Source organism: Faecalimicrobium sp. JNUCC 81 (assembly GCF_053667625.1).
The window spans coordinates 3,654,728-3,679,645 of sequence record NZ_CM132203.1 but is presented as its reverse complement, the minus strand read 5'-3'; the positions used below and the strand labels follow the sequence as shown (position 1 = coordinate 3,679,645).

The 24,918-nt window shown below is 28.7% G+C and carries 24 protein-coding genes and 1 riboswitch; of the genes, 23 read left to right on the top strand and 1 reads right to left on the bottom strand.

The genetic code is table 11. The features are described 5' to 3' along the window. The first annotated feature begins 180 nt into the window (after window positions 1-180). The 6 genes from rnmV to JNUCC81_RS17975 all read left to right on the top strand — a co-directional run bounded on the left by rnmV (window position 181) and on the right by JNUCC81_RS17975 (window position 6,049). Window positions 181-711 carry a ribonuclease M5 gene (gene rnmV, locus JNUCC81_RS18000; protein WP_454094711.1) on the top strand — a complete coding sequence of 177 codons (531 nt, stop codon included), beginning with the start codon at window positions 181-183 and terminating at the stop codon, window positions 709-711. 33 nt (window positions 712-744) lie between these two features. Further along, window positions 745-1,614: a 16S rRNA (adenine(1518)-N(6)/adenine(1519)-N(6))-dimethyltransferase RsmA gene (rsmA, locus tag JNUCC81_RS17995; protein WP_454094710.1), complete on the top strand. Its 870-nt coding sequence runs from the start codon at window positions 745-747 to the stop codon at window positions 1,612-1,614. A gap of 66 nt (window positions 1,615-1,680) precedes the next feature. Next, window positions 1,681-2,889, top strand: a complete 1,209-nt coding sequence (locus JNUCC81_RS17990) for a hypothetical protein (RefSeq protein WP_454094709.1) — start codon at window positions 1,681-1,683, stop codon at window positions 2,887-2,889. Window positions 2,890-2,972: 83 nt separating this feature from the next. Further along, window positions 2,973-4,088, top strand: a complete 1,116-nt coding sequence (locus JNUCC81_RS17985) for a M20/M25/M40 family metallo-hydrolase (protein ID WP_454094708.1) — start codon at window positions 2,973-2,975, stop codon at window positions 4,086-4,088. Window positions 4,089-4,274: 186 nt separating this feature from the next. After that, complete coding sequence (locus tag JNUCC81_RS17980; protein WP_454094707.1) at window positions 4,275-5,183, top strand: cation diffusion facilitator family transporter; 909 nt, start codon at window positions 4,275-4,277, stop codon at window positions 5,181-5,183. 71 nt (window positions 5,184-5,254) lie between these two features. Next, window positions 5,255-6,049, top strand: a complete 795-nt coding sequence (locus JNUCC81_RS17975) for a hypothetical protein (RefSeq protein ID WP_454094706.1) — start codon at window positions 5,255-5,257, stop codon at window positions 6,047-6,049. A gap of 53 nt (window positions 6,050-6,102) precedes the next feature. Here the strand turns inward: JNUCC81_RS17975 and murC are convergent, their stop codons facing one another. Beyond that, window positions 6,103-7,455: a UDP-N-acetylmuramate--L-alanine ligase gene (murC, locus tag JNUCC81_RS17970; RefSeq protein WP_454094705.1), complete on the bottom strand. Its 1,353-nt coding sequence runs from the start codon at window positions 7,453-7,455 to the stop codon at window positions 6,103-6,105. 227 nt (window positions 7,456-7,682) lie between these two features. Here murC and purR point away from each other — a divergent pair, with 227 nt between their 5' ends. The 17 genes from purR (at window position 7,683) to JNUCC81_RS17885 (ending at window position 24,881) form a co-directional block, all read left to right on the top strand. After that, window positions 7,683-8,567, top strand: coding sequence for a pur operon repressor (gene purR / locus JNUCC81_RS17965; RefSeq protein WP_454094704.1), 885 nt, complete (start codon window positions 7,683-7,685; stop codon window positions 8,565-8,567). Window positions 8,568-8,695: 128 nt separating this feature from the next. Beyond that, complete coding sequence (gene spoVG / locus JNUCC81_RS17960; RefSeq protein WP_042278076.1) at window positions 8,696-8,974, top strand: septation regulator SpoVG; 279 nt, start codon at window positions 8,696-8,698, stop codon at window positions 8,972-8,974. A 218-nt stretch (window positions 8,975-9,192) separates the two neighbouring features. After that, on the top strand, window positions 9,193-10,566 hold the full coding sequence (gene glmU / locus JNUCC81_RS17955; RefSeq protein ID WP_454094703.1) for a bifunctional UDP-N-acetylglucosamine diphosphorylase/glucosamine-1-phosphate N-acetyltransferase GlmU: 1,374 nt from the start codon (window positions 9,193-9,195) through the stop codon (window positions 10,564-10,566). 83 nt (window positions 10,567-10,649) lie between these two features. Continuing rightward, window positions 10,650-11,600 (top strand): ribose-phosphate diphosphokinase, encoded by a 951-nt coding sequence (locus JNUCC81_RS17950; protein WP_208332531.1) that lies wholly within the window; start codon window positions 10,650-10,652, stop codon window positions 11,598-11,600. A gap of 134 nt (window positions 11,601-11,734) precedes the next feature. Beyond that, a riboswitch (cyclic di-GMP riboswitch) is annotated at window positions 11,735-11,815 on the top strand. Window positions 11,816-11,910: 95 nt separating this feature from the next. Continuing rightward, a complete protein-coding gene (locus JNUCC81_RS17945; RefSeq protein WP_454094702.1) occupies window positions 11,911-12,405 on the top strand; it encodes a type II secretion system protein in 495 nt (164 codons plus the stop codon). Window positions 12,406-12,453: 48 nt separating this feature from the next. After that, entirely contained in the window at window positions 12,454-12,927 is a 474-nt protein-coding gene (locus tag JNUCC81_RS17940) for a type II secretion system protein (protein WP_454094701.1), read from the top strand. A gap of 20 nt (window positions 12,928-12,947) precedes the next feature. Beyond that, the gene (locus JNUCC81_RS17935) at window positions 12,948-13,505 is read left to right on the top strand and encodes a type II secretion system protein (RefSeq protein WP_454094700.1); all 558 of its coding nucleotides are present in this window, start codon (window positions 12,948-12,950) and stop codon (window positions 13,503-13,505) included. A 47-nt stretch (window positions 13,506-13,552) separates the two neighbouring features. After that, entirely contained in the window at window positions 13,553-14,005 is a 453-nt protein-coding gene (locus JNUCC81_RS17930) for a type II secretion system protein (RefSeq protein WP_454094699.1), read from the top strand. Window positions 14,006-14,134: 129 nt separating this feature from the next. Continuing rightward, on the top strand, window positions 14,135-15,811 hold the full coding sequence (locus tag JNUCC81_RS17925) for a GspE/PulE family protein (RefSeq protein WP_454094698.1): 1,677 nt from the start codon (window positions 14,135-14,137) through the stop codon (window positions 15,809-15,811). Window positions 15,812-15,822: 11 nt separating this feature from the next. Then, the gene (locus JNUCC81_RS17920) at window positions 15,823-17,031 is read left to right on the top strand and encodes a type II secretion system F family protein (protein WP_454094697.1); all 1,209 of its coding nucleotides are present in this window, start codon (window positions 15,823-15,825) and stop codon (window positions 17,029-17,031) included. Window positions 17,032-17,045: 14 nt separating this feature from the next. Then, complete coding sequence (locus JNUCC81_RS17915) at window positions 17,046-18,644, top strand: hypothetical protein (protein ID WP_454094696.1); 1,599 nt, start codon at window positions 17,046-17,048, stop codon at window positions 18,642-18,644. After that, window positions 18,637-19,539 (top strand): type 4a pilus biogenesis protein PilO, encoded by a 903-nt coding sequence (gene pilO, locus JNUCC81_RS17910; protein WP_454094695.1) that lies wholly within the window; start codon window positions 18,637-18,639, stop codon window positions 19,537-19,539. Before JNUCC81_RS17915 ends, pilO begins: the two co-directional genes overlap by 8 nt. Before the next feature lie 122 nt (window positions 19,540-19,661). Next, a complete protein-coding gene (locus tag JNUCC81_RS17905; RefSeq protein ID WP_454094694.1) occupies window positions 19,662-20,708 on the top strand; it encodes a type IV pilus modification PilV family protein in 1,047 nt (348 codons plus the stop codon). An 18-nt stretch (window positions 20,709-20,726) separates the two neighbouring features. After that, window positions 20,727-21,791 carry a type IV pilus twitching motility protein PilT gene (locus JNUCC81_RS17900; RefSeq protein WP_454094693.1) on the top strand — a complete coding sequence of 355 codons (1,065 nt, stop codon included), beginning with the start codon at window positions 20,727-20,729 and terminating at the stop codon, window positions 21,789-21,791. Between the two features lie 109 nt (window positions 21,792-21,900). Further along, on the top strand, window positions 21,901-22,788 hold the full coding sequence (locus JNUCC81_RS17895; protein ID WP_454094692.1) for a hypothetical protein: 888 nt from the start codon (window positions 21,901-21,903) through the stop codon (window positions 22,786-22,788). A gap of 46 nt (window positions 22,789-22,834) precedes the next feature. After that, window positions 22,835-24,079 carry a hypothetical protein gene (locus JNUCC81_RS17890; protein ID WP_454094691.1) on the top strand — a complete coding sequence of 415 codons (1,245 nt, stop codon included), beginning with the start codon at window positions 22,835-22,837 and terminating at the stop codon, window positions 24,077-24,079. 22 nt (window positions 24,080-24,101) lie between these two features. After that, a complete protein-coding gene (locus JNUCC81_RS17885) occupies window positions 24,102-24,881 on the top strand; it encodes a prepilin peptidase (protein ID WP_454094690.1) in 780 nt (259 codons plus the stop codon). The last annotated feature ends 37 nt before the right edge of the window (window positions 24,882-24,918 follow it).

Below are 24,918 nucleotides of genomic sequence, written 5' to 3'. Positions count from 1 at the left end.
TAAACCTAGGATTTTAAGGTTGATAAAGGTGAGGTTATATCTGGCCTTATTTTATTATTTTAAAAAGTATGTTACAAATGTAAGTATAAATGGCAATAATATAATTATTGCTAAAATTTTATAAAAACCTTAAAATATAAGGATATGAGTTTCTAAAATAAGTAAAAAGGTGATTTTATAATGATAAAAGAAATTATAGTAGTAGAAGGAAGAGACGACGTTACAGCAGTAAAAAGGGCAGTTAAGGCAGAACTTATAACTACTGGTGGATTTGGATTCCCTAAAGGAGTTATGGAACGTATAAAAGCAGCTCAAGAAAGATGTGGAGTAATAATATTTACAGATCCAGATTTTGCAGGAGAGAAAATAAGAAAAAAAATAGCAGCAGAAGTACCAGGATGCAAACATGCATTTTTACCAAGAGAAGAAGCTAAAAAAAATGGAGATATAGGTATTGAAAATGCCACTCCTAAAAGTATAATAGCTGCACTTGAAAAAGTAAGAACAGAAAGTACGGATAAAAGAGATGAGTTTTCTCAAGTGGATTTAATAAGAAATGGGCTTATCGGAAATGAAGATGCATCACATAGACGTGATGAGCTTGGAAAAATACTTGGTATAGGATACGGAAATGCTAAGCAATTTTTAAATAGATTAAATAACTATGGAGTAAGTAGAGAAGAATTTGAAAAAGCTCTAGAGACTTTATAAGATAAAAAATAAATAGAACAAAGGAGAAAAAGAATGGATAGACTTTCATCACATAGAGCTACTAAAGATGTAGTTCAAAAACACGGATTTAAGTTCTCTAAATCATTAGGCCAAAATTTTTTAATAGATGATAATGTTATAGATAGAATTTTAGATGGAGCAAGGCTTTCTAAGGGAGATAACATAATAGAAGTAGGTCCGGGAATTGGTACGCTTACTCGTGAAATGGGTAAAGTGGCTGATAAGGTAGTAGCTATAGAAATAGACAAATCTTTAATACCAATTCTTAGTGAAACATTATCAGACCTTGAAAATGTAGAGGTAGTAAACCAAGATATATTAAAGGTTGATGTACAAGAGTTAGTAAAGGAAAAGCTAAATGGAGGACCAGTTAAATTAGTAGCTAATCTTCCTTACTATATAACTACACCAATAGTTATGAAGTTTTTAGAAGAAGACATACCAGTTACAGATATAGTAGTTATGGTTCAAAAGGAAGTAGCAGATAGAATGAATGCAGGTCCAGGAACTAAGGATTATGGAGCTTTATCAGTAGCAGTTCAGTATTATTGTGAAACAGAAATAGTTGCAAAAGCTCCAAGACATATGTTTATACCACAACCAAATGTAGATTCAACAGTTATAGGACTTCATGTCAGACCAGAAATAAAATATCCTGTAGATAATGAAGAAATATTCTTTAAAACTGTAAAAGCATCTTTCGGTCAAAGAAGAAAAACATTACTTAACTCACTAAGTGGATTAGGATTTTTAAGCAAAGATGAAATAAGAGAAGTTTTAGCAGAAGCTAATATAGATGAAAAAAGAAGAGGAGAAACTCTAAGTATAGAAGAATTTGCTACTCTTTCAAATATCGTAAACTCAAAGGTACCTTCAAAATAGAAGGTACTTTTTTATACCCATTAATCATATACTATTTAGAGAAATTATGTTAAGGGGGGGATTAGAGTGGCTTCTAAAAGAAAATTTAAAAGAGATTATATAATTCTTGAAGCTAAAGATATGAACTTTAGATATAAAGAGCGTATTCTACCAAAAGCTTTTGCAAAAGTAGAGATAAATGATGAAAAGTCTGTAGTGGCACTATATGTCGAGAACCTTAAGTACGTTAAAGAGGGATATAGAGTAGTTGCGATACAAAGTGATTATGACACTGTAGATTTAGGAAACATAGTAGTAAGTGAACAAGGAAAAGGTGAGTTTATATTAAATCTAGAAAATAGTGATGCAGAAATAAAAGGAATAGCAATGTTATATGAAAAAACTGTTCCTCTTATAGGATTTAAAGGAAATAAAATTGAAAACTATGAAGAAATACTATTTACAGGGGACGACAGTATTGATGAAGAAGAAGACTTTGAAGAGTATGAAGAAATTGAATATATAGAAGTAGAGGACGGCGAAGATTTTGACGAATATGAAGAAATAGAGTATATAGAAATAGATGAAGAAGAAGATGAGGCACAGCTTAGTAGATATCAGGAAGATATAGAAAATAACTATGAAGAAGTAGAGGAATTTGAAGAGGTTGATGAAGAAGAATATGAAATAGAGGATGAAGTAGAAGACGAGGTAGAGTATATTGTAGAAAATAGTACAGAGGCTAGCGCAAATCTTCCTTATGAGCAGAAAAAGGGTAAAATAAATAGCAAAAATAAAAATGATAAAGTTAATCCTAAAAAAAATTATGAGAATTCATATGAGGCATATCAACAAACACCTAAATATGAATCTAAGTCAGCTGGTGCATTGTTAATGCCAAGACAAATTAAGAAAGGATTAAAATTATTTAGAGAAGTTAAGCCTTTTGTGTCTGATTATATAGAAGATACTAGATGGTGGAAAATAGAGGTAAATCCAGTTACATTATGTGGATATACAATGCCAAATTTAGGATATGTAAATACTTTAAATTATACAATGTATAGTGATACAGTAATGAATTCTTATAAATATAGACATTACTTATTTGGTGTTCAATATGATGAATATAATAAGAGAAAAAATTATGTTTATGCAGTTCCAGGAAATAAACACGAACAACCAGACAAAGGGCGTACAGGGTTTAACACTTACCAACCTTGTGATACTAGAAACGATAATCTAGGATATTGGCTATGTTTTATTGATTCTAGAAGTAGAAGGATAGTAAAGTAAAAATTAAATTTTATATCTATTGATAATATTGAGATATTACTCTAAAATATATAGATATATACTAAATTTTGGGAGGAAATGTCATGATAAATAAACAAAGAGTTATAGATGAATTTCTAGAGTTAGTACAAATAGATAGCCCATCTTCAAAAGAAGGCGTAGTAGCAAAAGTTTTAGTTAAAAAACTAGAAGAAATAGGCTGTGATGTTATAATAGATGATGCTGGTGTAAAAGCAGGTGGCGAAACAGGAAATGTAATAGCTACATTAAAGGGGAATAAAGAAGGAAGAACTTTATTATTCAGCTCTCATATGGACACAGTTAGTCCAGGAGAAGGAATAAAGCCTATAATAGATGAGGCAGCTGGAATAATTAAAAGTGATGGAACTACAGTATTAGGTTCTGATGATAAAGCTGGTATAGCAGCTATATTAGAAGGTTTAAGAGTTATAAAAGAAAATAATATAGACCATTCAGATATACAAGTAGTATTCTCTATATGGGAAGAAGGCGGATTAAATGGAGCTAAATATTTAGACTACTCTAAAGTTAATGCAGACTTAGCATTTGTTTTAGATAGTGGCGGATCTCCAGGAGAAATAATAATAACAGCACCCGCACAGGATGCTATAAAAGTTAAGATAACAGGAAAACCAGCTCATGCAGGACTTCAACCAGAAAACGGAGTAAGTGCTATAATGGTAGCTTCAAGAGCTATAGAAAATATGAATTTATTAAGAATAGACGAAGAAACTACTGCTAATATAGGTATAGTTAAAGGTGGTATAGCTACAAATATAGTTATGCCAGAGTTAGAGATAGTTGCAGAAGCTAGAAGTTTAAGTGAAGAAAAATTAGATGCACAAACAAATCATATGATAGAAACATTTAAAAAAGCTGCTAAAGAATTTGGTGCAAAAATAGAAATACAAACAACAAGAGCATATGCGCCATTTAATATAGATGAAAATGATGAGATAGTAGAACTTGCAAAAAAAGCTTTCTCTAACATGAATATAGAAGGAAAAACTGCTTCTACAGGTGGAGGAAGTGACACTAATATATTAAATAAAAACGGAATAAAAGCTATTAACTTAGGAATAGGTATGAAAAATGCTCATACTTTAGAAGAGTATATAGCAATAGATGATTTAATAAACTCTGCTGTAATGGTAACTGAGTTAATAAAAGAAGCATAATAAGAGATAGTGTATAATATACTTATCAAATCACCTAGCCTAGGCTAGGTGATTTTTCATTTTAGGAGTATTGATAATTAGTATTAAAAGTAAAATGTATCCATTTTCATAGAAAAATAAGTTTTTGCGTCAAAGTAAGTAACAATGGATATAATTAATTTGTGTAAAGAAATAGGGAGGTACGTTATGGAAACTAGATATGACGAAGCAAATAAAGTAACCATACAGGCAATAATATGGAATGTAATTTTAACAGCAATAAAAATAATAGCAGGAGTTTTAGGGAAATCTAATGCAATGATAGCAGATGGTCTTCATTCGGCATCAGATATAGTAAGTTCGGTAGGTGTATTAATAGGTAATTATGTATCAGCAACCCCACAAGATAAAGAGCATAATTATGGACATGAAAAAGCTGAAACCTTGGTATCATTTATACTATCATTGCTATTAATATTTGTATCTATAACAATAGGGGTAGAAGCATTTAAATCTTTACTTAATTTAGATAAACTTCAAATACCAACAGTATTACCGCTTATAGTGTCTGTTATATCTGTACTTATAAAAGAATATCAATATAGAATAACTATAAAGATAGCAAACAAAATCAATTCACCTGCTTTAAAGGCGGACGCGTGGCACCATAGATCAGATGCTTTGTCATCAGTAGCGGCATTTGTAGGTATTGGAGGTTCTATGTTAGGATTTAAAGCATTAGATCCAGTGGCATCAATAGTAGTAGCATTATTTGTTGCAAAGGTAGGAATTGATATATTAAGAAATTCAGTAAATGAACTTATGGATTTATCTATAGATGAAGAACAGTCGAATCAAATAATAAAAATAGCAGAAAATACAGAAGGTGTTAGAAAATTAGGGGAACTTAAAAGTAGAAAACATGGAGCTATGGCATACATAGATTTAACAATATGCGTAGACGGTAAATTAACAGTAATAGAAGGGCACGATATAGCTCATAAGCTAGAAAAGCGTATAATAAATGATATGGAATTTGTAAAAGGAATAACAGTTCATGTTGAGCCATGTGTCGAAGATTGCAAAAATTGCCTAGGAAATAGTGATATAAAATAATTACATCTTAAAAAATGTTGATAAAAGTAATATAATAGTTTTATAATGATATAACCTTAGGGGGAATTTGTATGGCTAAGAAAAGGAAAATAAAAAAAGAATTCTGGATTATAGGTGCTATTGTATTATTTTTTGTCGTATATTTTATAGCATTTAAAATAGGAAGATCAATAGATGAGAAATCTAGTACACAAACTAAAAATATAGAAGAGCAGCAAGAGGAAGATACAAGATCACTTATAAGTCAAATAAGTTCAAAGAAGAAGATATATGTGTCTGATTCTAAAGTAGAAAATGTAAAAATAGAAGAAACTTATTGGGGTGAAATAAAAGTATTATTTAGTGAATTTGCTAAAGTGAGAAATCCAGAATCATTTAGTCCAGTATATAATGGATATTCAGATGACGGAGTAAGATTTTCTACAGATCTTAATTATTTTAGAGTTTATACAGTTAATAGAGAAGAGTACTATAAGATTCCAGTGGCAACTAAGAAAGAATTTAATAAGCTAATAGATGAAAGTATATATACATCATTTGATTTTATTAAGCAATATAAGGGTTGGAAAAATGTAGAGGTAATCTACAAAGATGATACTAAAAATATTCATAAGTGGAAATTTGATGACCTTGCTTATAAAATGGGGGCAAAAAGAATAGTAGGTAAAGTTCAACCAGAAAAGAGTAAAGAGAGAAGTAAGTATGACTTTACGATAAAAATAAAGGGTGAGCATTATGACGCTAAAGTAGAAACTATGAGCAAAGATTATATAAAGATAACTTCAGGAAAAGCAATATCTTACTATGAGGTTACACCTACACTATTTGATTATATAAAAGAAGAAATATTCAAAATAGAAGATTAAAAAATGCATATAATAAAAAAGTATGGTAAATTATTTACCATACTTTTTTATTATTATTCTTGTACTAATGCTTCCGCAACTTTGTATATTGGTCCTGCACCAGCAGTTATAACTAAGTCGTTATCTTTAACATTTTCACGAAGATATTTTTCTATATCTTCAAAACTACTTATATAAGTTACATCTACATGATTTTGGTATAATTTTTCTACTAAATCTTTTGAATGTATATCACCTGGATCATCTTCTCTAGCTGCATATATATCAGTTATTATAACTTTATCAGCAGCATAGAAGGCTTCAGAAAACTCATTTAAAAGAGACTTTGTTCTAGTATAAGTATGAGGTTGGAATATGCACCATAAAGTATTTTTTTTCATTTTTTTAGCTGCAGATAATGTAGCTTTTAATTCAGTTGGATGATGAGCATAATCATCAACAACTAATGCACCATTGTAATTACCTCTAACCTCAAATCTTCTACCAACACCATTATAAGATTGAATATTCTTTCTTATAGTATCCAGATTTATAGAAGAAACAAACGCTGTAAGTATAGCAGCAGATGCGTTATATATATTGTGAAGTCCAGGAACAGCTAATTCAAACTTACCTAGGTTTTCACCTTTGTACTCTAATTCGAATATTCCAAACCCTTGTTCATTAAATTCTATGTTTTTTATTATTGCATCGTTAGATGCTTCTCTTCCGTATTTTATAACAGTAGCTTTAACATCATGTAATATATCTGATGTATTTTCATCGTCACCATTTATTATAAAGTATCCATCGTTAGGTAGTAATTTACCAAATTTATTGAAAGAAGCTTTTATCTCATCTATACCAGAGAAATAATCAAGGTGATCTTCTTCAATATTTAAAACGATAGATATTTTAGGGTTAAAGTTAAGGAAGCTGTCTACGTATTCACAGGCTTCTGTAATAAAGTGATCAGAACTACCTATTTTAACATTACCACCTATAACACTTAAGTTACCTCCAACTAATATAGTTGGGTCTAAATCTGCATACTCAAATATTGTAGATAGCATAGAAGTTGTTGAAGTTTTACCATGAGTTCCAGAAACCGCGATAGAGTTTTTATATTCTCTCATTATTTGACCTAAGAAAGCAGCTCTATTCATAGTAAGTTTATTTTTTTCTTTAGCAGCTACAAGCTCTTCATTATCTGGATGAACAGCGGCTGTGTAAACAACCATATCTATATCGTCAGATATATGTTCTTTTTTGTGACCAATGAAAATTTCTGCACCTTGAGATCTAAGTTTATCTAAAAGGTACGATTCGTTAGCATCCGAACCAGACACTTTATAATTTTTATTAAGGCATATTTCAGCTAAAGCACTCATACTGATACCGCCAATTCCAATGAAATGTATCTTCATAACAAAACCACCTTTCTTTTTAATTAAGTTCTACAATATGAACTATATATGTGGTATAATAATAAAATGTTCAATATTTTATCATAAATATACATATACTAAACTACATACATATATAATATATTTATAAACTAATCAAAACATAACAAATATTATATCATAATACATATTGTTGTGCATTACTTAGTTTACAAAGGATACAACTACAATTGTAGGAGGGAAATTTAATGAAATTTAAAAGAACTGAGAGAATCGGAGCAATAGTAAAGATACTATCTGATAATCCAAACAATATATTTACATTAAGTCATTTTACAAATCAATTTAACGCAGCAAAATCTACTATAAGTGAAGATTTAATAGTTGTTAAAAATGTATTTGAAAAGCTAGAATTAGGTAAAGTTATAACTATATCAGGAGCAGCTGGAGGAGTTAAATACATACCTAAAACATCAAAAGCAGAAAATGAAGAATTTTTAATGGAACTATGCGAAAAAATAAGTGATTCATCAAGAATACTTTCAGGAGGATTTTTATATTTAATCGATTTAATATATGATCCAACTATCGCTTCTAAAATAGGAAAAATATTTTCTTCAAATATAGATTATTCGGATGCTGATTATGTTGTTACAATGGAGACTAAAGGAATACCTATGGCTTTAATGACAGCAAAGGCTATGAATTTACCGCTTGTTATAATAAGAAAAGACATAAAAGTATCAGAAGGTCCGACGCTTAGCATGACATATGTAAGTGGTCATAACTCTAAAAAAGTAGAAAGTATGAGTTTACCAAGAAAGGCGCTAAAGCCAAACAGTAAAGTTATACTTATAGATGACTTTATGAGAGGTGGAGGAACTATCAAGGGAATGGTAGACCTTATGAATGAGTTTGGTGCGGAAGTTATTGGGACAGGAGTATTTATATCAACAATAACTCCAGAAGAAAAAATGGTAAAAGACTACATATCATTAATTCAATTAGATGTAGATGGGGAAAATATAATAGTAAAACCAAACTTAAAAACATTCAAGTATGAATACCAAAATGAAGAGATCGAAGGCATAATTGAAGACATAGATACGTTAGAAGAAGACAACGAAGAATAATCCTACAAAAAATAATAAATTTTATAAAAATAAGAAGGGTATTGTAAAGATTCCTAGAATTATTATAAAAAACAGTCTAATATTATAAATATATTAATTTGTCAAAATTAAAAGGGGGATATAGGGATATGAAGATAACTGACGTAAGAGTAAGAAAGATAACTGATGAGGGGAAAATGAAATGTATAGTTTCATTAACTTTTGACAATTTATTTGTTGTACATGACATAAAAGTAATAGAGGGGCATAATGGGCTATTTATAGCTATGCCAAGTAGAAAAGTTGGAGAAGGTAACTTTAGAGATATCGCACATCCAATAAATGCTGAGATGAGAGAAGTATTAGAAGATTCTGTTTTAAAAGCATACCACGAAGCAGTTGCTCAACTAGAAGTTGCAGCTGAATAATTATAAAATAAAATTATAAATATAAAATAAATTATTGGGAGTCGAACTATTCGGCTCTTTTTTGTATTTAAAATTTTTGTTTAAATCTATACTTTTTTGTAAAAAGATGCTATATTAGTTAGTGATACTAAAGACATTGTATACAAACAAGTAAATTTACATAAAATAAATACATATAAATATATAGAGAATAAAACAAAAATGAATGGAGTGGAGATATGAACTTTAAAGCTATAATCCTTGCTGCAGGCAAAGGTACGAGAATGAAGTCTAAACATCCAAAAGTTGTACATAAAGTATGTGGTAAAGAAATGGTAAACCACGTAATAGATGTTTCTAAAAAATCTGGTGTCGAAGACGTAGTTGTAATATTAGGACACGGATCAGAAACTGTAAAAACTCAAATACCGCAAGATAGTATGATAGCAATGCAGACAGAACAATTAGGTACTGGTCATGCTGTTAAAATGGCGAAAGAATATATAAATGATAATGACACAATAGTAGTTCTTTGTGGGGACACACCTCTAGTGAAAGAAGAAACTTTAAAAAGACTATTTGATTATCATATAGAAAATCAATATCACGCAACAGTTCTAACAACGAAAGTTGAAAACCCAACAGGATACGGAAGAATAATAAGAGATGAAAATGAAGATTTATTAAAAATAGTAGAGCAAAAAGATGCTAATGAAGAAGAAAAGAAGGCAAAAGAAATAAATTCAGGAATTTATTGTTTTGATGGAAAGAGCCTAAGACAAGCTCTAGATTTATTAGATAATAATAATGCTCAAGGAGAATACTACTTAACAGATACTATCAAGATAATGAGAGATAAAGGTCAAAAAGTAGGAGCTTATAATGGTTCAACAATAGAGGAACTTATGGGGGTTAACTCAAGGGTTGAATTATCAAAAGCTGAGGAAATAATGAGAAGAAGAATAAATGAATCTCATATGGTAAATGGAGTTACTATAATAGATATTAACTCAACATATATAGAATCAGATGTTGAAATAGGAAATGATACAATAGTATATCCTGGATCTATGTTAAAAGGAAATACAAAAATAGGTTCAAGTTGTGTAATAGGAATGAATTCTAGTATAACAAATTCTACAATAGGAGACTATACAGAAGTAGAAAGTTCAACAATAATAGATAGTACTGTTGGAGAAAATACTACAGTAGGTCCATATGCATATCTAAGACCAAAGAGTAATATAGGAAATAATGTTAAAATAGGAGACTTCGTAGAAGTTAAAAATGCTACTATAGAAGACAACTCTAAAGCATCACATCTTTCTTATATAGGAGATGCCCATGTTGGCAAGAATGTAAATATAGGTTGTGGAGTAGTATTTGTAAACTACGATGGAAAAAATAAATTTAAATCAGTAGTAAAAGATGGAGCATTTGTAGGATCAAACTCTAACCTAGTTGCGCCTGTAACAGTAGAAGAGAAGGGATACATTGCTACAGGATCTACTATAACTGATGATGTTCCACAAGGATCATTAGCAATAGCAAGACAAAGACAGGTAGTAAAAGAAGGATGGGTAGAAAAGAAAGACTCAAAAGGTAACAAATAATTAGCTTATTATTTTAGACTAAAGATTAGCCTAAAATTTATTAATAAATATATCATAGTTTTTAAATTTTCGGGAGGATACCAATGAATACTAGCGGAAGCGAAATCAAAATACTTGCAGGAAATTCATCTAAGGAATTAGCATCAAAGATTGCTGATTTTATAGGTGTACCAGTATCAGATTGTGAAGTGGGTACATTTAGTGATGGTGAAATATGTTTAAACATGAACGAAACAGTAAGAGGGTGCGACGTTTTCGTAGTTCAATCTACTAACAGTCCAGTAAATGATAACCTAATGGAACTATTAATCATGATAGATGCATTAAGAAGAGCATCTGCTGGTAGAATAACAGCAGTTATACCATACTACGGATATGCTAGACAAGACAGAAAAGCGAAATCAAGAGATCCAATCACAGCTAAGTTAGTTGCTAATCTTATAACAGCTGCTGGAGCAGACAGAGTATTAACTATGGATTTACATGCTGCACAAATTCAAGGATACTTTGATATACCATTAGATCACTTACAAGGTGGAAATATATTAGCTGATTACTTCAATGAAAAAAACATAGAAGATTTAGTAGTAGTTTCTCCAGACTTAGGAAGTGTTGCTAGATCAAGAAAGTTTGCTAATAGCTTAAACGGAGAAGTTCCAATAGCTATAATAGACAAGAGAAGACCTAAGGCTAATGTATGTGAAGTAATGAATATAATTGGAGAAGTTAAAGGTAAAAATGTTATATTATTAGATGATATGATAGATACAGCAGGAACAATAGTAAATGCTGCAAATGCCCTTAAAGAATTCGGTGCTAAAGAAGTTTACGCTTGTTGTACTCATGGTGTATTATCAGGTCCAGCAATAGAAAGAATAGATAATTCAGCAATAAATGAATTAATTGTACTTGATACTATACAACTTTCAGAAGAAAAGAAAATAGATAAAATAAAAGTTAAAACAGTAGCTCCATTATTTGGAAATGCTATAAAGAAAATATTTGCTAACGAATCAGTTAGTGTATTATTCTAATTAACAAAATGCACCTCATTTTTATAATGTAGGTGCATTTATTATTTACATAAGTAATTATAATTTGAAAAAATTTCCAACATGTGTTGACTGGTTATATTATGCTAAAGTATAATATACTAAAGTTAAATTTTTATATAGAGTAACAAAGAAGTACATCCAGTATATGGGCGCTTTGGATGTATGGAGTTAGTAGCGCAACCGACGACTATATTCAATTCATTATCATTGAAGTATAGTCATTTTTTATGTTCTAATTTATTAAAATAGTAAAATTTAGGTATATAAGGCAAAGAATAGGAGGGATGCAATGAGGTATAAGAATAATAAAGGATTTACCTTAGTAGAGCTTCTAGTAATAATAGCAATAATAGGAATATTAGCAGTAGTATCATTACCAGCATTATTTGACAATATAAATAAGGCTAAAGTTTCAGAATTACTATCTGATTATAACGTTATAAAAGCTGGTATAGCTCAATATTACTCAGATAATAACTATAAATTAAAGTCAGAAATAGTAGCGAATACAGACGGTTCAAATACAATAAGATTACATTCTTATCTGAGTGAACAAAAAAAGATACAAGATTATTTTGATAATATAATAGATGAAACTCCATTTGGAGGAAGATATTATATTTCAATTAATAGTAGTAAAAATTCAGTAGTAGTACATGGAGAAGATATGAATCAATCTTCTATAAATGTTATAAATAGATTTTCTAAGTACATAAAAGAAAAATCGAACGGGGGTATAGATGTAAATAGTGGTCATTTTTCAATGAATATAGCTCCACAATAATAAAATGATTTAATTATTAATTTAGTATAAAAGATAGAGGAATATATTATGAAAAAAAATAGAGGGTTTACATTAGTAGAGTTATTAGTGGTAATAGCAATAATAGGAATATTGGCGGCAGTAGCATTGCCAGCATTATTTAAAAATATAAACAATTCTAAAATGGCAAAACTAAAATCTGAGCTTAATGCATTTAAGTCATCTTCAATGGTATATTATACTGAAAATAATAGGTTACCAATTAATAAAAATGAAATGTCTGAAAATATAGAAGAAATGCCCAAAAGAACTCCTTTTACAGTAAATGTGAGAAATAAGGGATACAATATAATTCCAGTATATAAAAAGGATTCAAAAGAGTTAGAGAGAATTGACATTGGTATGGAAGTAAGTGAAAGTGCTATTTCAAGAAAATACTTTGAGCAAGATGAAGAGTTAAAGAAAGTTTGGAAATGTGTAACGACAACTCCAAATGAATCAAATATATACGGTGTATATGTAAGTATATATTCACCAAACTAAAGTTAATAGGGGGAGTTTATATGAAAAAGAAAAATCAAAAAGGATTTACGTTAGTAGAACTATTAGTAGTAATAGCAATAATAGGAATACTAGCAGTAGTAGCAGTACCTGCGTTATTTAAGAATATAAACAAGGCGAAGGTAGCAGATTTACAAGCAGACTATAATGCATTTAAGAGTGCATCATTATCATACTATACAGATAAAAATGAATATCCTGTAACATCAACGCCAGCAGAAGGCACAGAAATTAAATGGGATGCCAAGATATCAGAGTATATGGAAAGTGTACCATCAAAATCACCATTGGCTACAACAGGAGATTATAAAATAGAAACTGTAACTGTAGATCCTAAAGTTGGAAAAGATGGTTCAGAGTCTTTAGCGTTAGTATCTACAGGAAATAAAATAAGTGAAGATCAAGCAAAAAAATTACAATCTGAACTTGGAACTACGGTAGGTTTAGTTGTTAATGGGAAATTTGAAGAAGTTAATTCTAGTGGGTCTAATATAGTTGGTGACAATGTTACGATAGGATTAATACTTATAAAAAATACTTTAGCAATACCGTCTAAATAATTTGTATTATAAAATTAAAAATATATAAGTATGAGAGGTTATAAAATATGAAAAAGAAAAATCAAAAAGGATTTACACTAGTAGAATTATTAGTAGTAATAGCAATAATAGGAATATTAGCAGTAGTAGCAGTACCTGCATTATTTAAAAATATAAATAAAGCAAAAGTAGCAGATTTATTAGCAGATTATAATGCATTTAAAAGTGCAACATTATCATACTACTCAGATAAAAATGATTATCCAGAAGGATTAACAGGGTTAACAGGAGCTAACGAAGCGAAAGATTTAGATGAATATATGGAATCTGTACCAACTAATTCACCTTTTGGAGGCGATTATAAAATTGATACAACAGGTTCAGATGCAAAATTCAAAATAAAATTTACTTCAAGTCAAACAATACCTGAAGATATAAAGAATAAGATAGAGGCAGATTCAAATAATGCTATAAAGGTAGTAGATGGTAGTAAGGTAACTATGACTATAATAAAAAATTAATAAATATTTAATACAAAATAGCTATATTTTTAATATAAATATAGCTATTTTTGTATGTAACTATACATTATATAATGTAACGAACAGAATAAAAAGGTGCTATAATTATTTGGAGACGGGGTGAGTAAAATGTCACACAAAGTAAGGATAGGAGACAAATTAGTTGAGAGTGGATATATATCCAATGAACAACTAGAAAGAGCATTATCTCTACAAAGAGGTACAGGTAAAAGAATCGGAGAAATTTTGATAGAACAAGGTTTAATAAGTGCAGAAACATTAACTTCAGTACTTACAGAGCTTTTAAATATAGAAAGTGTATTATTAACACCATCAATGATAGACCCAAGGGCAACAGGCTTAATACCAGAAAACATATGTAAAAGATATACAATATTCCCATTTAAAATAGAAAATAATCATTTATCAGTCGCAATGGCAGACCCACAAGATAGAGTTGCTATGCAAGATATACGTCGAATATCAGGAAAAAGTATAATACCATATATATCAAGTATGGGAGAAATTAATCAAGCAATAGACTCATCTTACTCAAGTGCTGATTTAAATAAAGCAATAAATGAGTATGTTCAAACAAAAAAAGAAAGTGCTCATGATGAAATAAATTTAGATGATGATGTAAATGCAGCACCAATAGTAAGGTTAGTACATAGTGTGATGGAAAGTGCTGTTAGAATAAAAGCTAGTGATATACATATTGAGCAAGATGGCGATTTTATGAGAATTAGATTTAGGGTAGATGGACTACTTAGAGAACATATGAAAACAAGTGCCAAGCCATATAAAGCAGTAGTGAGTCGTATAAAGATTATGGCAGGACTTAATATATCAGAAAAAAGACTTCCTCAAGATGGAAGAATTATTCAAAATATAGATAATAAGAGTATTGATTTCAGAGTATCTACAATGCCAACTAGCAAAGATGAAAAAGTAGTTATGAGGGTACTTGATAAAGCAAGTTTTATGGTTGGAAAACATGGGCTTGGTTTAAATGATAATAATATTAAAGCATATGATGAACTACTATCAAAACCATATGGACTTATATTGGTAGTAGGTCCAACCGGAAGTGGTAAAACAACTACACTATACTCAATGCTTAATCAATTAAATAATATAGAACAAAATATATTAACTATAGAAGATCCAATAGAATATGAGCTTGAAGGTATAAATCAATCACAAATAAATGTAAAAGCAGGTCTTGACTTTGCAAATGCATTAAGAGCATTTATGCGTCAAGATCCAGATATTATAATGGTTGGAGAAATAAGGGATTTAAATACAGCAGAAATTGCAATAAGAGCATCTCTAACAGGGCATTTAGTTTTAAGTACGCTTCATGCAAATACAGCAATAGGCGCAATATCAAGGCTTATAGATATGAATGTTGCTAGTTATTTAATAACATCATCTATAATAGGTGTTGTATCTCAACGTCTAGTAAGAAAGTTATGTAATGACTGTAAAGAACCATATAGTGCTGAATTGGGAGAAAAACAAGCTTTAGGGTGTTTACCAAATGAAGAAGTCAAATTATACAAATCAGTAGGTTGTCCTAGATGCGGAAATCAAGGTTACAAAGGTAGAATTGGTGTTTATGAAATTCTTATGATGGATAAAGAAATAAGAAATTTAATAAATTCAGGTGCTAAAGAAGATGAAATATTGGATGCAGCTAAGCTACATGGAATGGAAGTTCTAAAAGATGATGCAGTAAAAAAAGTTTTAGATGGAACTACTACAATAGAAGAAATGTTAAAGGTAACATTCGCAGCTCAATAAGAGGTGGTTAAATGAAGAATTATAAATATACAGCATTAATGTTAAATGGAAAAAAGACTAAGGGAGTAATAACTGCTAACGACTTTAATGATGCGAGGAAAAAGTTAAGAGAGAAAAAGGTTAGAGTTTTAGAAATTAAAGAATATAAAGAATGTTCTTTATTTAGCAATAGGAAATACTCTAAGAAAAATCTTAAATCAGATACAATAAGTCACTTCTGTAGACAATATGGAATAATAATTTCATCGGGTATAAATAGTATAACGGGACTAGAGAGTTTAGCTAAAAGGTCAGGAAATAAAACTTTATCTGAAGAAATAAATAGATTAGTAAATGATATAAAATCTGGCTCAACTCTAGCAGATTCTATGCTAGATGATAAATCAAAGTTTCCAAAGTTGTTATCAGCAATGGTAGCAACAGGTGAAGCTACAGGGACATTGGAAGATGTATTAAAAAGCATGGCAACATTTTATTCAAGAGAGCATAGAATAACTCAAAAAATAAGGAATGCATCTACATATCCAGCTATAGTTGGAGTAGTAAGCTTTATTATGTTATTTATATTTACTAGTTTCATAATGCCAAAGATGATGGAATCTATTATAGAAACCGGAGCAACAATGCCACCTTTAAGTAGATTTATAATGAATATGGGTATGTTTATGAAGACATACTGGTACGTAGCTTTATTAGCAATAATACTTGGATTTTTACTAATTAAGAAATATGTTAAAACACCTATTGGTAGGCACAATAAGGATTTTTTGGTTACAAAAATACCTTTACTTAATAAAGGTATAAATGCGATTGTATCAATGAGATTTTCAAAGGCACTTTATTTATTTATTTCAACTGGGTTTCCATTACTTCAAGGGTTGGATTATATAAGAGAGAGTTTAAATAACTCAATAGCAGAAAATGCAGTAAAAGAAGCAAAAGAAGGGGTTATAAGAGGAGAATCTCTGGCAGACAATCTTGAAAAATCAGGATACTTTGATCCTGTTCTTATACAAATGATTTCTATAGGAGAGCAAACTGGTCAACTAGAAAATATAAGTAATCAAATGTCAGAGTTTTATGAACATGAAGCAGAAATATATTTAAATAGAATGGTATCGATGATTGAGCCAATAATGATAGTAATGGTTGGGGTAATGGTAGCATTCTTAGTAATAGGTGTATTTTTACCAATGTTAAGTATTTATGACGCAATTTAGGAGGAAATATACAAATGAGTAGACTTTATATATCCTACTATGGAGATTTTATTTCTGTAGTTGATGGATATTATAAGAAAGACAAATTCATCATAGATGATGTATATTTTTTATCATCAGATGACGTAGAACCAAACTTCACAGATAAATATAATTTATTAAAGTGCGCTCTTAAAATAAATAAATCAAAGGCAAAGAGTGCTATATTATGTTTAAATACAAATGATGTAATTGTTAAATCTAATAAAATAGCGAAAATAGACTCAAAAGATTTAGATGCTATTATGTCTATGGAAATAGATGAAATGATTTCTCTTGAAAGAGAGGAATATAACTTTTCGTATGAAGTATTAAGAGAATTTAGTGACCAAGGTGAAGAATATTTAGATTTAATATTAGCTGGTTTATACACTAAAGAAGCTGAATCTATAATAGATATTTTTACTGAAAATAATTTAAAGCTAGAATGTATAGATATATTACCAGCATCATATTCGAGGGTATTAAAAGAAGTTGAATATAGCGATATTATGATTGTCGACACTGGAGATTATAGTAGTGCTATAGAAATATATAAAGAAGATTCTCTTTATATTCACGATAACGTTCCGATTAAGTTAGGTAACAATGCACAAGATTATGATTATATGAGACTAGTCGACGAAGCTAATGGACTTATGAATTATTATTCATCAAGAAACTTTGGTAAGATAGTAGATACCATTTTAATAGTTGGAAAATATGCTCATAATGAAGGAATTAAAAAAAATTTCTCCAGATTGTTTAGTAGTGAAATAATACCAGGAATAGAAAATTTATATGATATATATACAGATATAAAAGGTGATATTCAATATAATGAGCTTAATATGATAGTTGACATTATAGGGTGTATGCTAAGAGAGTCTGAAAAATCTCAATACAATAGAATGAATCTATTACCTATAGAAGTTAAAAGACAACAAGAAAGAAAAAAACAGATATCGAAAATTTTAAAGATAATTCCATTAGGATTAATAGTACTTTACATACCGATAATCTCATTAATTATGATGAAAAAATTAACTGATAATAAGTTAGAAGAAGTTAATACTCAAATAGTTGATATTAAAGAAGAATATAAGCAGATTGATGATATAGAAAATAAGATTAAGCTTAAGCAAGAGGAAATAGAAATATATGATATGCTTACAAATAGAGAACCTAGATGGGGTGAAATGCTTACAGCAATAGACAAGAATATTCCTTATAAAGTTTGGTTAGAAAATTTAAACTTATCTTATATACCGCAAGATATTAAACAGGAAGATAGTACAAGTAATGAAAATATCAATAGTAATTCAGATGATGAAAATAAAACTGAAGCTACTAAAGTAGAAAAAGAGGTACCTTTATATGATAAAGTACCAAATAGTATAAGTATGAGCGGAACGGGAGCTACTCCAACTGATGTTGCTAAATTTGTATATAATATTAAGTTATTACCGTATTTTGAAGAAATTAAGTTTTCGGGAGTGACTGAAAAAATATCAGGTGATGAAAATAGTAAAAAAACTTCCTATAGTTTTAGTATAACAGCTAAATTAAAGGAGGGATTGATAACTAATGAGTAGAGAAATAAAAGAAATTAATAAAGACATTGAAGAGAAAAAGAGTATATGGCAAGCAGATATAAAGGACTTATTTAAAAAAGACATTCTAAAAAGAGAAGTTAGTGTTAAAGGACTGTTTATTACTTTAGGAGTAGTTTTAATTTTAGGTTTATATGGTTATTTTATTGTATATCCGAAATTTAATAAATTTATGGAGTCTAAAAATAATCTTGATAGTTCATTAAAAGAGATGAATAATTATAAAAAAGAATTAGAAGAACTTCCAGAAAAACAAGAAAAATTAGATAACTTAACAAGAGAAGCTAGAGTAAAAAGCAAGCAACTAAGCCATGATATGGAAGATGGCTTATTCTTAATAGGTCTTGATAAAGTTATGAAAAGTTTAGATATAAAGTTAAATAACTACCAAATATCAGATAGTGTAGATTATACGAATTTCTATGCAATACCAATGTCATTAAATGTAGAGGGAGATTATAGAAGAATAAGAGAATTAATTTATTACTTAGAAGAACAAAAAAATATAACTCAAGTAATGGATTATAATATGACTGCTAAAATGACTGAGGTAAAAAAAGAGACTACTAAAAGAGTATATTGGACTAGAGAGGATACTAATTATCATTTGGATAAAGAGTGCAGCAATATGATAGAAGGAAATGTTCTATATGGAACACCAACTCAAAGTGGAGGTAGAAAACCAGATTCGGATTGTGTAGGGGATGTAGTAAACACTATAGATGTGAAAGTTACATCAAAAGCGAGTGGAGATATATCAGCAAATATTAACTTTATAGTATATAGTTCAGATAAAGATATAATTAAGCTAGAGACTGATAATCCATCAACTTGGAAACCTGGTAAGTATAATCCATTCCAAGATACATCGAATTAGACAGAGTTTAAACTAAAAAATTATAAATTGCATCTTATAGTCTAAGTCTATTAAGATGCAATTTGTTTATAAGAGTACATTAATAAATGTAATGAATTAGTTATGCAAGGATGTGAATTATATTGTATAGAAAAAATAAAGGATTTACTTTATTAGAAGTTTTGATATCTTTAGCAATAATCGTATTTATAATGTTTGCATTTTTTAAAATATATAATAGCTCAATAAGAGTTAATACAAAAAATGATAGAGATATAAAAGCATTAAATTTAGCTCAAAATGAGCTAGAGAATTTAAGAAATCAAATAAAAACTTTAGGGGGTAAAACATATTTAAATGTAGGCGAAGATAAGATTGAAATAAATGAAATAAATGAGATAAGCGATAAAATAGATATAAGTGATATAAATGAAAAAACTAAAAACTATAAGCAAAATTATAATGATGATGAAATGAAACCAAGAAAATACGATATAAAATTAAACTTATATAAAGAAAATATTGTAGATAAAATGTATTTATTTCATATCTATGTACTTGTCGAATCAGAAGATAAGCATTTTACTAAAAGAAAGGTTGAGTTATCTACATCTATATTGAGTAAGAATACCAATGATATAGATACAGAACAAAAACCAAATCCTCCAACAGAAAATAAGCCAGATCCAGATTTTATAAATGGAATATCGTACATATATTTTAACGGAAGTAGCAGTTCACTTCATGTAGGAAATGATATAAATACTACTAATAATAGAATTTTAAATACAAAAAATAATGAATCAAGTGTAAATATTAGTGAAAAAACTACATTCAAAATATCTTTTAAACCAGGACTCAATAATAATAAGATATATTTAAATAGTGTTGTAAATGATGAAGAATATTTTTTTGATAATAACAATGATACATTGTTTAGAGAATATTATAAGCCGTCATATATTAAAATAGAGTCACGAATAGGAGATGAATCTAGAAATAGCTTAATTAGAGATATAAAGATAAATGGGGAATTAGTAAAGCATGAATTAAATAAAGAAGAAAGATATTTTGAATTTTATATTGGAGAGTCTGAAGAAGTTAATATAGAATTTGATGTAATAAAACAATTGAATAATTATGGAGGAGAATATTTTAGGGTTTCATTTGGGAAAAGTAAAAATAATTAGTTACTAAGGAGAAAGAATATGAATATATTTAGCTTGCTAGAGATAGCGATAGAGCTTGGTGCATCAGATGTACATATAACTGTCGATTGCCCACCAAGGGCTAGGGTAAAAGGAAAGTTTGTAAATCTTAGGGAAGATAGTTTGACTCCTCAAGATACGGAAGATATGTCCAGGGAAATAACTGGATCTAGGAAGTTTAAAAGATTACAAGAACATGGAGAGGTTGATTTTTCTGTGTCTATTGATAACGGAGATAGATTTAGGGTTAATGCATATAAACAAAGAGGTTATTATGCAATAGCAATAAGAACAATAACAGCAACGATACCAACATTCAAAAATTTAGGATTACCAGAGGTTATATCTACATTTTCAGAAAAACACAAAGGACTAGTTTTAGTAACAGGACCTACAGGAAGTGGAAAGAGTACAACTTTAGCAAGTTTAATAGATATAATAAATGCGAATAAAGAAAGACACATAATAACATTAGAGGATCCTATAGAGTATGTACATAATCATAAAAAAAGCATAGTTAATCAAAGAGAAGTTGGAAGTGATACTGAAAGTTTTAGTTCGGCCCTTAGGGCAGCACTTAGACAAGACCCAGATGTTATTTTAGTTGGAGAGATGAGAGATCCAGAGACCGTATCGATAGCTTTAACAGCAGCAGAAACAGGACATTTAGTTTTTTCTACCTTACATACAATAGGGTCAGCGAAAACTATAGATAGAATAGTAGATATGTTCCCAGCTGAACAGCAGCAACAAATAAGAACGCAGTTATCTACTGTTTGTGAGGGTGTAGTATCTCAACAATTGATACCGACGATAGATGGAAGAAATCGAGTGGCAGCTCTTGAAGTTATGATAGCAACATCAGCTATAAGAAATTTAATAAGAGAAAATAAAACATATCAAATACAAAATATAATACAAACAGGATCTAAATTAGGTATGCATTCTATGGATCAGGAACTTGCTAGTTTATATAGACAAGGAAAAATATCGAGAGAAAGTGTACTTAGTAGATGTACTGATTATGAATATACATCAAGGATAATTGGTGGAAATAATTATTAGTATTTATATAAAAAATTTATATGTCTAGTTAGGGGGGGCTGGTATTAAAGAAAAGTTAAAAAATATAAAGGGCATCACTATTATTGAAGTTATTATAGCTATTTCTATAATGATTTCAGTTATATTTATTGGATATAACATTATAAATGGAATTACTAAAACTACTAAAAGTCAAAGTATTATTACCGGATTTCAACAGTCTGCTAATTTACTTAATAAATACTTAAGTAAGGATTTAGAGAAAAGTAAAGAAGTGAAAATTATTGATAATGGAAAATCTAGTTATAGCTATGATATAAAAATATATGATGATACTGTAATTAAATATGTGACATACAAAGATGGATTAAATTATACAGTAGAGAGGCAGGAAGATGGAGCTAAATTTGAAATAATAAACAAACAACCTGTTTTAAATAAAGAAAGACCTTTTTCAATAGATTTGGACAAAGAAAATAATTTATATAAAGTAGGTATTTATATAGAAAAAAATGATATATATAGATTTGATGTATCACCTAAGATTAGCAACCCAATTGTTATAGAAGATATAGCTAATACAGACATAATAATTGAAACAGATGATGATATCTATGAAGCTAATATTTCAGTAGGAAATGAAATTTTTAAGATAGATAAATTTTCAGATAAAGAGTATAAACCTGTAAAAATTATTATAGATTTTGAAAATGAAGAAATTGAAATAATAGATATCCTTAGTAATCAAAGGTGGACACTAAATCCAGAGATTTTTAAAAGTAAGTTCAAAGAAAAATATATAAAAACTTCTGAAATTAAAATTTCATCAAATGGTGACTTTATAATTAAATCTCCTAATGTATCTATAAAAGGATATGGTAATATAGACATTAAAGATGTAATTAATTCAAAAGATAATAATGATGGTTGTATTATTAAGATAAAAGAAGGAAGGGAAATAAAAAACATATCTTTTAATATGGATATACATGGGACGACTAAAATGATATTTAAATAGTAAAATAAAGTTTAAAATATATATTTCTAATAGAAAGGGATAGTAAATGTGCAAGAAATTAAAGAATAATAAAGGTTCTACACTAACATTAGCTATATTTGCACTAGTATTGATTACTATATTTATAGGTGTGATTTACAGCCAAATATCTAATCAAATAAAGCTAAATAAAAGCACAGAAACTTATATAGGAGAAAAATATTTAGCTGAATCTGGGGTAGAAATTGGACTTTCAGAATATTTAAAAACAATAAGATTAGATGGAAGTGTTATTGAAAATAAGATTGATAGATTGCCCTTAGAAATAGTTAAGCAATATTTACTACAAGCTAAATATATAAATAATAATAGTGGTAATATTGAAGATAGTATTAATAATATATTGCAAAAAATAGAATCTAAAAATCCTGATTTAGTAGAAATTAAAAAGTTGATTGAAACGCTATTGAATTCACCAAATCTAGGATCTAACAATCATGAAAAAAGATTAGTTAGAGAAGAAATATTGATTGCGAAAGAATATTTATCAAACATTATGTTTGGTAATCAAAACCCTGTAATAAATATTAAATATATAATAGGTAGATGCATAATAAATATGGATTTATGTGTAAGGGATATGAATAATAATTTTAAAATATCATCGACAGATAAAGAAGCTCATAACTATATTAGGGATATAAAGAATAAATTACTAGATATAAATAATAACATACAAAATTTTATAGGTAACCCTCATAGCATACAAAACTTAAGAATTTACATAAATGAACTAAATAAAAGCATAGAGAATATAAAAAGAATAAAAGATGTAAAAGATTTTAATATATTAAATCAAGCAGATATGAAAAAGATATATGGAAACTACTTAACAGAAGATTTATTTAACATTTTTTCAAATAGGATAAGTACTATAAGTTTAGAATTAGAACTTTTAAAAGAATATATACAAAATGAGCTATCAAAATTAGATCCCAACTTAGCTCCAGATAATAAATTATACTTATATGTTGATGATGAATTAGAATGTACAGGAAAAGAAGGAAGATATTTTAAAAGTAAAATATCAATATCTGATGATAGAGAATATGATAGGTCATTTATAAAAGAAGAAACAAGCACTAAATATGAAATCCTTAAGGAAGGTGCTTATATAAAAATTCCAATTAAAATCGAAAGTATATCAGGAAAATACAAAATAGAATCAAAGATAAATGTTGTAGTAGATAAAATAATGTCTGACAAAAACTATAATATTAAATATGAAGTAATTAGTTGGGATAAAAAATAAAGGGATAGGTGGATAATTTAAAATGGAATATATAATACAAATATATGTATTTATAGTTGGAGTGATATTTGGAAGTTTCTTCAATGTATGTATATTTAGAATACCAAATAATCAATCAATATCAAATCCGCCATCGCACTGTTATAATTGCAATAATAGACTAAAACCATTAGATCTGGTACCAATACTAAGCTGGGTATTCTTAAATGGTAAATGTAGATATTGTGGTCAAAAGATATCTCAAAGATATCCACTAATAGAGCTATTAACAGGTATATTATTTGTATTAATATATAATGTATATGGACTAAACTATATAACTCTATATTATTTAGTATTAATATCACTACTTATAATAGTAACTTTTATAGATATAGACCACTTTATAATACCAGATAGTCTAATGATATTTGGAATAATATTTGCAGTATTATTTAATTTAACAGGTCAAGGAATAGCACTAAAAGACAGTATATTAGGAGCACTAATATGTGGCGGAGGAATGCTAATACTTATAAATTTAATAGAATTTATCGTTAAAAAAGAAGTAATGGGCGGAGGAGATATAAAACTCTTTTTTATGACTGGGTTATTCCTTGGAATAAAGGGTGGACTTTTAACAATACTTCTAAGTATATATGTAGGTGCGATTTACGGTATAGGAGTAATGATATACAGTAAAATAAAGAAACAAGATTACAACTCAATGATACCTTATGGACCATTTATATCTGTAGGTGCATTAATAACAGTTCTATGTGGAACTAATATAATAAACTGGTATTTAAGCATATTTGTTTAAGGAAAAAAGATAATCGAATTTCTGATTATCTTTTTTA

Coding starts and splice junctions, on each gene's coding strand:
- JNUCC81_RS17925 (WP_454094698.1), top strand. CDS start 14,135: ATGTCACACAAAGTAAGGATAGGAGACAAATTAGTTGAGAGTGGATAT.
- pilO (WP_454094695.1), top strand. CDS start 18,637: ATGAGTAGAGAAATAAAAGAAATTAATAAAGACATTGAAGAGAAAAAG.
- JNUCC81_RS17885 (WP_454094690.1), top strand. CDS start 24,102: ATGGAATATATAATACAAATATATGTATTTATAGTTGGAGTGATATTT.
- murC (WP_454094705.1), bottom strand. CDS start 7,455: ATGAAGATACATTTCATTGGAATTGGCGGTATCAGTATGAGTGCTTTA.
- JNUCC81_RS17950 (WP_208332531.1), top strand. CDS start 10,650: ATGAATACTAGCGGAAGCGAAATCAAAATACTTGCAGGAAATTCATCT.
- JNUCC81_RS17890 (WP_454094691.1), top strand. CDS start 22,835: ATGTGCAAGAAATTAAAGAATAATAAAGGTTCTACACTAACATTAGCT.
- glmU (WP_454094703.1), top strand. CDS start 9,193: ATGAACTTTAAAGCTATAATCCTTGCTGCAGGCAAAGGTACGAGAATG.
- JNUCC81_RS17900 (WP_454094693.1), top strand. CDS start 20,727: ATGAATATATTTAGCTTGCTAGAGATAGCGATAGAGCTTGGTGCATCA.
- JNUCC81_RS17895 (WP_454094692.1), top strand. CDS start 21,901: ATGATTTCAGTTATATTTATTGGATATAACATTATAAATGGAATTACT.
- JNUCC81_RS17930 (WP_454094699.1), top strand. CDS start 13,553: ATGAAAAAGAAAAATCAAAAAGGATTTACACTAGTAGAATTATTAGTA.
- JNUCC81_RS17975 (WP_454094706.1), top strand. CDS start 5,255: ATGGCTAAGAAAAGGAAAATAAAAAAAGAATTCTGGATTATAGGTGCT.
- JNUCC81_RS17940 (WP_454094701.1), top strand. CDS start 12,454: ATGAAAAAAAATAGAGGGTTTACATTAGTAGAGTTATTAGTGGTAATA.
- purR (WP_454094704.1), top strand. CDS start 7,683: ATGAAATTTAAAAGAACTGAGAGAATCGGAGCAATAGTAAAGATACTA.
- JNUCC81_RS17980 (WP_454094707.1), top strand. CDS start 4,275: ATGGAAACTAGATATGACGAAGCAAATAAAGTAACCATACAGGCAATA.
- rnmV (WP_454094711.1), top strand. CDS start 181: ATGATAAAAGAAATTATAGTAGTAGAAGGAAGAGACGACGTTACAGCA.
- JNUCC81_RS17915 (WP_454094696.1), top strand. CDS start 17,046: ATGAGTAGACTTTATATATCCTACTATGGAGATTTTATTTCTGTAGTT.
- JNUCC81_RS17935 (WP_454094700.1), top strand. CDS start 12,948: ATGAAAAAGAAAAATCAAAAAGGATTTACGTTAGTAGAACTATTAGTA.
- rsmA (WP_454094710.1), top strand. CDS start 745: ATGGATAGACTTTCATCACATAGAGCTACTAAAGATGTAGTTCAAAAA.
- JNUCC81_RS17985 (WP_454094708.1), top strand. CDS start 2,973: ATGATAAATAAACAAAGAGTTATAGATGAATTTCTAGAGTTAGTACAA.
- spoVG (WP_042278076.1), top strand. CDS start 8,696: ATGAAGATAACTGACGTAAGAGTAAGAAAGATAACTGATGAGGGGAAA.
- JNUCC81_RS17920 (WP_454094697.1), top strand. CDS start 15,823: ATGAAGAATTATAAATATACAGCATTAATGTTAAATGGAAAAAAGACT.
- JNUCC81_RS17945 (WP_454094702.1), top strand. CDS start 11,911: ATGAGGTATAAGAATAATAAAGGATTTACCTTAGTAGAGCTTCTAGTA.